The sequence below is a fragment of the Bradyrhizobium elkanii USDA 76 genome (assembly GCF_023278185.1).
In the GTDB taxonomy this organism is placed as follows: Bacteria; Pseudomonadota; Alphaproteobacteria; order Rhizobiales; family Xanthobacteraceae; genus Bradyrhizobium; species Bradyrhizobium elkanii.
This window is the reverse complement of the sequence record NZ_CP066356.1, coordinates 5291214-5300322: the sequence shown is the minus strand read 5'-3', so window position 1 is coordinate 5300322 and position 9109 is coordinate 5291214. Positions and strand designations below refer to the sequence as shown.

The 9109-nt window shown below is 65.2% G+C and carries 11 protein-coding genes; 6 read left to right on the top strand and 5 right to left on the bottom strand.

Going from position 1 to position 9109, the window contains the following annotated elements:
- Positions 1-37 precede the first annotated feature (37 nt).
- Complete coding sequence (locus JEY66_RS25870) at positions 38-1690, bottom strand: L,D-transpeptidase (RefSeq protein WP_018271324.1); 1653 nt, start codon at positions 1688-1690, stop codon at positions 38-40.
- 223 nt (positions 1691-1913) lie between these two features.
- On the opposite strand from JEY66_RS25870, the gene JEY66_RS25865 reads away from it, so the two are divergent.
- The 4 genes from JEY66_RS25865 (at position 1914) to JEY66_RS25850 (ending at position 3779) form a co-directional block, all read left to right on the top strand.
- Positions 1914-2471 carry a CreA family protein gene (locus JEY66_RS25865; RefSeq protein WP_026192690.1) on the top strand — a complete coding sequence of 186 codons (558 nt, stop codon included), beginning with the start codon at positions 1914-1916 and terminating at the stop codon, positions 2469-2471.
- A 13-nt stretch (positions 2472-2484) separates the two neighbouring features.
- Positions 2485-2736 (top strand): hypothetical protein, encoded by a 252-nt coding sequence (locus tag JEY66_RS25860; RefSeq protein WP_157183453.1) that lies wholly within the window; start codon positions 2485-2487, stop codon positions 2734-2736.
- Positions 2737-3171: 435 nt separating this feature from the next.
- Complete coding sequence (locus JEY66_RS25855) at positions 3172-3330, top strand: hypothetical protein (protein WP_167350432.1); 159 nt, start codon at positions 3172-3174, stop codon at positions 3328-3330.
- A 41-nt stretch (positions 3331-3371) separates the two neighbouring features.
- Positions 3372-3779: a hypothetical protein gene (locus JEY66_RS25850; RefSeq protein WP_018271325.1), complete on the top strand. Its 408-nt coding sequence runs from the start codon at positions 3372-3374 to the stop codon at positions 3777-3779.
- 51 nt (positions 3780-3830) lie between these two features.
- On the opposite strand, the gene JEY66_RS25845 is transcribed toward JEY66_RS25850, so the two are convergent.
- The 3 genes from JEY66_RS25845 to pdxR all read right to left on the bottom strand — a co-directional run bounded on the left by JEY66_RS25845 (position 3831) and on the right by pdxR (position 5898).
- Positions 3831-4076 carry a DUF6719 family protein gene (locus tag JEY66_RS25845; protein WP_051110164.1) on the bottom strand — a complete coding sequence of 82 codons (246 nt, stop codon included), beginning with the start codon at positions 4074-4076 and terminating at the stop codon, positions 3831-3833.
- Between the two features lie 11 nt (positions 4077-4087).
- Positions 4088-4237, bottom strand: coding sequence for a hypothetical protein (locus JEY66_RS25840; RefSeq protein ID WP_016843044.1), 150 nt, complete (start codon positions 4235-4237; stop codon positions 4088-4090).
- A gap of 146 nt (positions 4238-4383) precedes the next feature.
- Complete coding sequence (pdxR, locus tag JEY66_RS25835) at positions 4384-5898, bottom strand: MocR-like pyridoxine biosynthesis transcription factor PdxR (protein WP_018271327.1); 1515 nt, start codon at positions 5896-5898, stop codon at positions 4384-4386.
- 105 nt (positions 5899-6003) lie between these two features.
- Here pdxR and JEY66_RS25830 point away from each other — a divergent pair, with 105 nt between their 5' ends.
- Together JEY66_RS25830 and JEY66_RS25825 are read left to right on the top strand one after the other, a co-directional pair.
- Positions 6004-6696 (top strand): pyridoxamine 5'-phosphate oxidase family protein, encoded by a 693-nt coding sequence (locus tag JEY66_RS25830; protein ID WP_370143909.1) that lies wholly within the window; start codon positions 6004-6006, stop codon positions 6694-6696.
- A 54-nt stretch (positions 6697-6750) separates the two neighbouring features.
- A complete protein-coding gene (locus JEY66_RS25825) occupies positions 6751-8028 on the top strand; it encodes an ArgE/DapE family deacylase (protein WP_018271329.1) in 1278 nt (425 codons plus the stop codon).
- Positions 8029-8221: 193 nt separating this feature from the next.
- On the opposite strand, the gene JEY66_RS25820 is transcribed toward JEY66_RS25825, so the two are convergent.
- A complete protein-coding gene (locus JEY66_RS25820) occupies positions 8222-9007 on the bottom strand; it encodes a cobalamin-binding protein (protein WP_018271330.1) in 786 nt (261 codons plus the stop codon).
- Positions 9008-9109: the final 102 nt, after the last annotated feature.

Genomic DNA, 9109 nt, shown 5'->3' with positions numbered 1-9109 from the left:
GCGAGACGCAATCCGGGCATCGCGCGCGACCATCCCCCTAGCGCAGCGGCAGGATGAAGTCGGTGCCTTCGCCGGTCTCGCCCTGGTTCACGCCGAGGTCGGAGACGATGATCGATCCGCCGGTGCCGAGCGCTTCGCTGATCCGCGCCATCACGTCGGCCGGAATGGAGATGCGGTCGAGCGCCTCGGCCGGGCTGTTGGTCACCGGCTGCGGCTTGGCCTCGGCGACCGCCGCGGCCGCGACCTTGCGGCGATGCGAGGCGCGCTCCTCGACGTTGATGCGGGCGGTGTTGCGGGTCGGCAGCGTCACCACCGACCAGCGCAGCAGGTTCGCATCGGTCTTGTCGACTTGCGCGGTGAACACATGCGTGCCGAGTGGCCGGTCGCTCGCCGCAATCGTCACCGGCACCTCGAACAGCGGGGCAAAATTCTGCCGCACATAGAGCTTGGAATCCTTGCGGCTGATGAACACTGCGATCTGGCCGGCGCGCTTCGGCACGTCGATCCTGGCGGTGCCCGGCAGCCGCGCCGGATCCTTCTTGGCGTCGGGCGCATCGGCGGCGGTGGCTGCCTCGGCGGGCTTGGCGGCGTCCTCTTTGGGCTCGTCGGCTTTGGCCTCCGCCTTCACCGGATCGCTTGCGGAGACCTCGGTCTTTGGCGTGTCGGTGCTGGCGGTGGTCTCGCCGACAGTCCTGTCATCCGTGGTCCTGTTGCTGTCGCGGACGGCGGAATTGGCCTCGGCCGGCTTGTCGGCGGCGGCTGTCTCGGCCTTCACCGTCTCGGACTTGTCAGCGGCGATCTTCTCCGCGATGGCGTCGCGCGCTGTGGAAGAGGACGCATCGGACATCGTCACCGACGCACTCGCTGCCGGCATCGCGCTGCTGGCGTCGGCGGTGTGGGTGTTGTCGCGCAGCGACGCGGCGGCATGGCCGACGCTCGTGCGCAAATCGAGACCGGTCTGCGGCTTGTCGGCGCCCTTGTCGCTCTTCACGCCGAGCGGCGCATCCATCGTCAGGATATCGTCGGCGACCGGCTGTTGCGGCGCCACCTTCTGCGTCACCAGCAGCGGGTGGGAGAAACTCTCCGGAGAGATCGTGCCGGGCGTGACGAACACGCGGGCGCCCATCCGTGTCCAGTTGTACATCTTGACCGCGAACGACATCGGCATGCGGATGCAGCCATGGGAGGCCGGATAGCCGGGCAGCACGCCGGCGTGCATGGCGATGCCCGACCAGGTGATGCGCTGCATATACGGCATCGGCGCGCCGCTGTAGATGTTGGACTGATGGTACTTCTGCTTCTGGATGACGCTGAAGACACCCATCGGGGTCGAGTGCCCCTTCATGCCCGTTGACACCGGGCTCTCGGCGTAGAGGCCGTTGGCATCGTAGAGGCTGACCCGCTGCTGGTCGATCGAGACCGAGATGATCAGGGGACCTTGCGGCTTGCTGCCGGCCTCCTTCTCAAGCGCCGGATTCTTCTTGGCCGCGTTGCGCTTCGGCTTCTGCCGGTGCGGCTGTGGCAGCGGCTCATAGTCGCCGTAGAAGGCGGAGTCGCGGTTCCAGTAATAGAGCGCTGCATCGGCCTGTGTGGAGGCGGCGACGGTGCCGGCGGTCGTCAGAATTGCAAGCTGCCAGAACCGCTCATTCGCAAGATCAAAAATCGAAATCCGCCGTCCACCTGCGCGCATATTCCGAATCCCAGTCCAAACTACCTGTTGGTTGTCGCAGACGCACAACGCGTTCACCAGCGCAAGCGATCTAACCCTTCCGTGAGGGGCGGATTTTCGACGAAAGAGTAGCAAAAAAGCCTCACAAGAGGTTAAAGCGCCCGGGCCGATCACCGAACTGTCAGCGCCTTCCTGTGCGGCGTTTGCGCACTACATAGGCGGGACCCACCCCGCGGAGACCTCAATGACATCGAGATATGTGAGCTTGTGTGACCTGCGACGGTTGTCTCGCTGGGGATGCGCGGTGCTGCTGATGTTGCTGGCTTTGGGGCAGGCAGGTCCTGCGGCCGCGGCCGACGAGCCGGACCTGATCTTCCGCCGCTCCACCGTGTTCAAATGGGTGAGCCCCAACGACAAGCTCGCGACCTATGGCGTCGACGATCCCGAGGTCGAGGGCGTCGCCTGTCACTTCACGGTACCGGAAAAGGGCGGCTTCAAGGGATGGCTTGGCCTTGCCGAGGAAGTCTCCGATATCTCGCTGGCGTGCCGGCAGATCGGGCCGATCCGCTTCAAGACCAAGCTCGGGCAGGGCGACGACATGTTCAGCAAGCGCCGGTCGCTGTTCTTCAAGAAGATGCAGATCGTGCGCGGCTGCGACGCCAAGCGCAATGTGCTGGTCTACATGGTCTATTCGGACCGGCTGATCGAGGGCTCGCCAAAGAACTCGACGTCGTCGGTGCCGATCATGCCGTGGGGCGCAGCCGATGCTGCCGTGCAGAAGTGCGGCGAGTTCATTCAATAGCTGGAGCAGCGACTTGGCGCAGGCGGCTGAGGCGGTGGGCGAGCTAGCGCTCGGTTTGCCCGAACTGCTTCGCGCGGATGCCAAGGCCCGGTTTGACCTTCGAGTCGCGGCAGCCAACGAGGCGGACCAGCTTCTGCGGCGCGCACTCATTGTCGCCCATGACGTAGGCGCCTTGCTGCGGCATCGCGGCCGTCATCTGCTGCTGGCCGGATTTGCTCGCCGCGGATTCATTGCCAACACCTATGTTGCCATTGCCCACGACTGACATCCTTCGTTGGATCGGGAGAGATTACCACAACGTGCCACCGCGAAGATGGTTGCACGGCGCCCAGATGAGTCGGCCGAACCGCCGCCCGGTTCACCGCCGTCCTTGCCGTGCTGCTTCCTCTCTCAGCAGAGGAAAGTTAACAAAGCGCGCTAGCTCGTTCAGTTTGCACGCGTAATTGGCCGCGGCTCCGGCAGCGGCCGGGGTCGGCGTTGGTCGCGCGAAGTTTTCAACAGCCTTTCAGCCACGCTTCTGCCGCTGAAATCATTGGGGTTTTCGGCCGAATGTTTCGTGGACCGCTGGTCGACGAAACAATTCCAGTTCCGACGAAACCATTTTCGGCTTGTTCCGCAGAACTCCCGAAACGGCAGATCGTTATCAGACCGTCACACAACGGCGCCGGACGCCGACGAGCGGAATAACGGAGACTGTCAGATGCGAACCATGAGCCTGATCCTCGCCTTCGCCTTTGTGATGGCCGGCTCGTCGATGGCAGGCTCGCCGGACAGCGGTTTGCCCGGGATCGGCACCTTCTCCTATAACGGCTCGCCGGTAGTCACCCCGGTCCCGATGGTGATGGCACAGGCCAACTGAGCGCGACGCAAAAAATAGAACTGCCGGTAAAGGCTCTCCCAATGGTGCTCCGTATCTGTTCCGCCGCGATGTTGGCATCGCTTGTCCTGATGGGGCCCTTGGCGGGCGCCGCGCAGGCCCAATCCCAGCTCCCCCTCGAATCGATGCAGATCCGCTCGCTGTACCGCGTGCCTGAACCGCGCGACGAGTTCGTGCGGCAATGCGCGCCGCATATGCTCGGCCGCTGGGCACATCCCGAGGCCGTGTGCGGCTGCCTGCACGACCACGCCGCCGCGACGGTGGACGATCCCGACCTGCGCCAGGCGCTGCTGCGCGGGATCAGCGAGACCGGTGTGCCGACCATCGAGACCGATTGGGTGCCGCCGTCCAAGCAGGGCGAGATCGGCCCAACCTTCACCAAGATCGCCAAGCCGACCCTGCAATGCATGTTCGAGCCGGTCTCGAACTGAGCCGCGCATCAAAGTAATGAGGAACCAAGCGCCTCGCGACAGCGGGGCGTTTTACTTTTTGGCGAGGCGCGGCACGCAGCTGCTGGTCCGCACCACGCCGTTCTGGCTCAGCCTGGAGCCGACGACCTGCTTGATCTGCCCAGCCGGGCACGAGCCGTCATCGACAAGGACGCGCTGGCCGACCCGCAGATCGACGATGTCGCCCTCACGCATGTAGGACTGCTCTGCTGCGGCAGATTGCGCCATCGCGCCAAGAGCTGCGACGCTGACCAGCGCGACGAATCCCAAGCGCAGCATCGCAGCCTCCTTCACTTGTTCTGGATCTTGAGCCCGTCGGGCCCGACATTGATCTGAAGGCCTTCGGGCTGCTTCTTCGCCTGGTAAAGATTGTAGCCGAGCATGCCTGCGATCACGACCAGCGCGGCGATCACGAGATACAGGACGTTGCGATTTGGCATCCGGTATCTCCGTAAGCGGACACTGGAGCGTTTTCAAGCGAAGTGGATACCGGTTCGCGTGAAGAAAACGCGTCAAAACAACAATCAAGAGCCGGGTTCCGATTCCATCGGAACGGAAGGCTCTGACTGAACGCGCGCGACCTTAGTCAGGTGGCTGCGATTCTCCTAGAGCGCTGCGGCTTGGCGGATGGTTTGACCGATATCTTGCGCGTCGCGCGCAGCGCGGCGAGCGTTGTCTTCGCCAGTCGTTCCGCCGACGCGACGAGTTGCGGAACCGGGTGACCGGAAAATCCCAGCACGAAGCCGGGCAATGGGCGCGCGCGATGATAGGTCTCGGCGAGCAGCCAGCCGCCGACGCCGGCGGCCGCCTTTGCCTGAGCGGCAATCAGCGGATCGGTCGCGGGATCGAGCCGCGCCACGAGGTGCAGGCCCTGCGAGGGCACGGGAACCGTGAGCTCGCCCTCCGAGGCATTGGCAAGCGTCGACGCCAGGACGTCGCGCGCCTCACGGTAGAGCTTGCGCGATTTGCGCAAGTTCGCCGCGAAGGCGCCGGAGTTCAGCATGTCGGCGACCGCGCCTTCCATCAACGTGGCGGGAAAGCGGTCGAGCGCGGCGCGCGCCGCCGTCACCGGACCGATCAAGGCTTCGGGCAGGGCGCAATAGCCGATCCGCAATCCCGGAAACAGCGTCTTGGCGAACGTGCCCATGTAGATCACGCGGCGGAGATGATCGATGCCGGCGAGCGACAGAAGCGGCGCGCCGTCGTAGCGGAACTCGCTGTCGTAATCGTCTTCGAACACGAAGGCGCCGGCGTCCCGTGCCCAGTCGAGCAGCTCGAGCCGGCGCGGCATCGACATCTGCACGCCGAGCGGAAACTGGTGCGAGGGCGTGACATAGGCGGCGCGCGCTTGCGGCGCGGATGCGCGGCCCTTGTCGATGCGCATGCCCGACATGTCGACCGGCACCGACACCGGACGATAGCCGCAATGCTCGATCGCGCGCCGCGCCGCCGGATAGCCGGGGTCTTCGCACCAGACCTGGTCGCCGGGCTTGAGGATCGCCCCGAGCACGATGCGCAGGGCATGCAGCGTGCCCGAGGCCAGCATGATCTGGTCGGGGTCGCAGCGCAGCCCGCGCGCCGACAGCAGATGGTCCGATATCGCCGCGCGCAATTCGCTGCTGCCGCGGGGATCGCCGTAATGCAGATGCTCGGACCCGAAGGCGCGCAGCCTGCGGCCGGCAAAGGCCCGGAAGCGCTGCAGCGCGCGCTCATCGATATGCGTGCAGCCGAGCGACAGCGCGTTGTGCTGTGGCGGCTCGATCGCGATCCTTGCGCGGCGCGGCGCGGCGGCCCGGGCCGGAATGCGCGCCGCGACGAAGGTGCCGGAGCCCGTGGTTGCCACCGCAAAGCCGTCGGCGATCAGCCGCTCATAGGCCGTGGTGACGGCGTTGCGGCGGAAGCCGGTCTGCCTGGCGAGCGCGCGCGACGGCGGCAGCGGCTCGCCCGGCTTGACGAGGCCGCCGACGATCGCGTGGCACAGCGCCTGATACAGCCGCTGCTGCGAGGCCGCGCCGGGCGTCACGTGCGGACCGCCGAGGTCAAGCGGCAGCTCGGCCTTGCGCGCCGCGGGCTCCCGGGAATTGGTCGGAATTTTTCGCATGGAATTGGCACTATCGCAGACCAAATGAGCCGCTACAACTCTGGACAGATTCCAGATTTCGAAAGGCTCACCGTGACCGAAGGCGCATCCGCTCCGTCCTACCCCATGTCGTCCCGCAACCGGGTGAAGCGCCGCCACGACCGCGGCTTCTACGACCACGTCACCGTGCACAAGATCCTCGACGCCTCGATGCTGTGCCACGTCTCCTACGTGATCGACGGCCAGCCCTATTGCACGCCGACGTTCTTCTGGCGCGAGGGCACCAGGCTCTACTGGCACGGCTCGAGCGCGAGCCGCATGCTGGAGAACCAGTCCGAAGGGCAACGCGTGTGCCTGACGGTCGCCCATCTCGACAGCCTGGTGCTGGCGCGCTGCGGCTTCAACCACTCGGCCGACTATCGCGCGGTGATGGCGTTCGGGTCAGCCTATCTCGTCACCGACCCGGCAGAGAAGGAACGCGCGATCGTCGCGATGGTCGACCGCTTCTTTCCCGAGCGCACCGCGAGCCTGCGTGCCAGCAACAAGCAGGAGATCAAGGCGACCTCGTTCATCGCGATGGAGATCGAGGAGGCTTCGGCAAAAATTCGCGCCAAGGGCGTCGCCGACGATGACGAGGATTACGAGTTGCCGATCTATGCCGAGCGCATTCCGGTGCGCACCGTGCTCGGCGCGCCCGAGCCGTGTCCGCGGCTGCTCGACGGCGTGACGCGGCCGAAGACGCTCGATGGCTATTCGGAAGGCCGGCTGCTCGAAGATGCATTGCGGGATGCCTATTTTGCGCAATACAAGGCGGAGTGAAATCGGGCTACGTTGCGGCTCCCGCCTGATCTGTTTTCCCGATGGAGCCAAAGCATGACTGCCGAGACGCAACAACGAATCCTGAGCGCCGTTGACGAGGGATTCGATGCGCAGCTTGCGACGACGCAGGCCTTTGTCGCGATCCCCTCGACCCGCGGCGCCGAGGGGCCGTGCCAGGACATGATCGGCGATCTCCTGCGCGAGCGCGGCTACGAGGTCGACGACTGGCACATCAATCCCGACGAGCTCAGGGATTTGCGCGGCTTCGGCCCGATCGAGCATGATTTTTCGAAGGCGCGCACGGTGGTCGGCACCTACCGCCCGGACACCAATGCCGGCAAATCGCTGATCCTGCAGGGCCACTGCGACGTGGTGCCAACCGGTCCGCTCGAGATGTGGGAGACGCCGCCGTTCTCGCCCGTCATCAAGGACGGCAGGATGTATGGCCGCGGCGCCTGCGACATGAAGTCCGGCACCATCGCCGCGCTCTATGCGCTGGATGCGATCGGGAAGGCCGGGTTGAAGCCGACGGCACGGATTCACTTCCAGTCCGTGATCGAGGAGGAGAGCACCGGCGTCGGCGCGCTTTCGACCTTGCAGCGCGGCTATCGCGCCGATGCCTGCTTCATCCCGGAGCCCACCAACGGCAAGATGATCCGCTCGCAGGTCGGCGTGATCTGGTTCCGCCTGAAGGTGCGCGGTTTCCCGGTGCATGTGTTCGAGGCCGGCGCGGGCTCGAACGCGATCATGGCGGCGTATCATCTGGTGCATGCGCTGGAGAAGCTCGAGATCGCCTGGAACGAGCGCGCCAAGGCCGACCGCCATTTCAAGGACGTCAATCACCCGATCAATTTCAATCCGGGCATCATCAAGGGCGGCGACTGGGCCTCCAGCGTGCCCGCCTGGTGCGACGTCGACTGCCGCATCGCGGTCTTGCCGGGCTGGTCGATCGCCGAGTGCCAGAAGGAGATTCTGGCGTGCGTGTCGGCGGCGGCGCGCGATCATCGCTTCCTCTCCAACAATCCGCCGCAGGTCGAATGGTCGGGCTTCCTGTCGGAAGGCTACGAACTGGTGAACTCCGAGGCACCGGAAGCTGCCTTCGCCAAGGCGCACGGGGTCGTGTATGGCGGCGCGGTGGAAGACCGCGCCTTCACCGCGCTGACCGACACGCGCTTCTACGGCTTGAACCACGACATCCCGAGCCTTTGCTTCGGCGCCACCGGCGCCGCGATGCACGGCTTCAACGAATATGTCGAGCTGGAGTCGCTGCGGAAAGCGACCAAGGCGATGGCGCTGTTCATCGCGGAATGGTGCGGCGTGGAGAAGGCGTAGCTTCGTTCTCCCTATGCCATTGCAATCATAGTCTTGTGCGTGATTGCGCAACAAATTCGCTGTCGTCCCGGCGAAAGCCGGGATCCATAACCACGAATCTCGGTTGATGAGCAGCGCTGCTACGACGAGTCCCGATCACAACATTAGCCGCGGAGTATGGGTCCCGGCCTTCGCCGGGACGACGCTGGAAGGGTCAATGCCCCGGCCACAACGCCTTCACGATCGCATCGAGCCCATCGGTCAACGCCGCGGGGCCGGGCTGCAAAATGATCGGCGACTTGATCTCGACGATGCGGTCGTTGCGCACCGCCGGGATGTCGCTCCAGCCCTCACGCTTGCGGATGCGGTCGGGCACGACCTTCTTGCCGCACCAGGACGCGAGGATCACGTCGGGCATCGCCGCACGCACTGCGTCAGGCGTGACGATGCGATCCTTGGCCGCCTTGTGCGCACGCAGATGCGGCAGCGCATCGGTGCCGCCGGCGATCTCGATCAGTTCGGACACCCAGCCGATGCCGCTGATCAGCGGATCGTCCCATTCCTCGAAATAGACTTTTGGCTGCGGTGCCGGACGCGGCGTTGCGGCGACCGCGGCCAGCCGTTGCGCGAGGCTTTGTGCGAGCTGCCCGGCGCGATCGGTTGCGCCGACCATCGCGCCCAAAGTGCGGATCATCGCAAGGATGCCTGCGACATCGCGCTGATTGAAGACATGGACGGCAACGCCGGCGCGCACGAGATCGCCGACGATATCGGCCTGCAGATCGGAGAAGGCGAGCACCAGATCCGGGTCAAGCGCCAGGATTTTTGGAATGTCGGCTGAGATGAACGCCGACACCCGCGGCTTCTCGCGGCGGACCTGCGGCGGCCGCACCGCGTAGCCGGAGACGCCGACGATGCGGTCCTGCTCGCCAAGCAGGTACAGCGTCTCGACCGTCTCTTCGGTCAGGCAGACGATCCGACGGGGAGGGAAGTCGCGCATCGCTGACGGTAGGCAGACTCGCCAGGGATTGTCACGGCGGCCATGACGTCATCCGTACCATTACCTCGGAGGTCATTGCCCGGTCCCGTCAGGCATTCCATC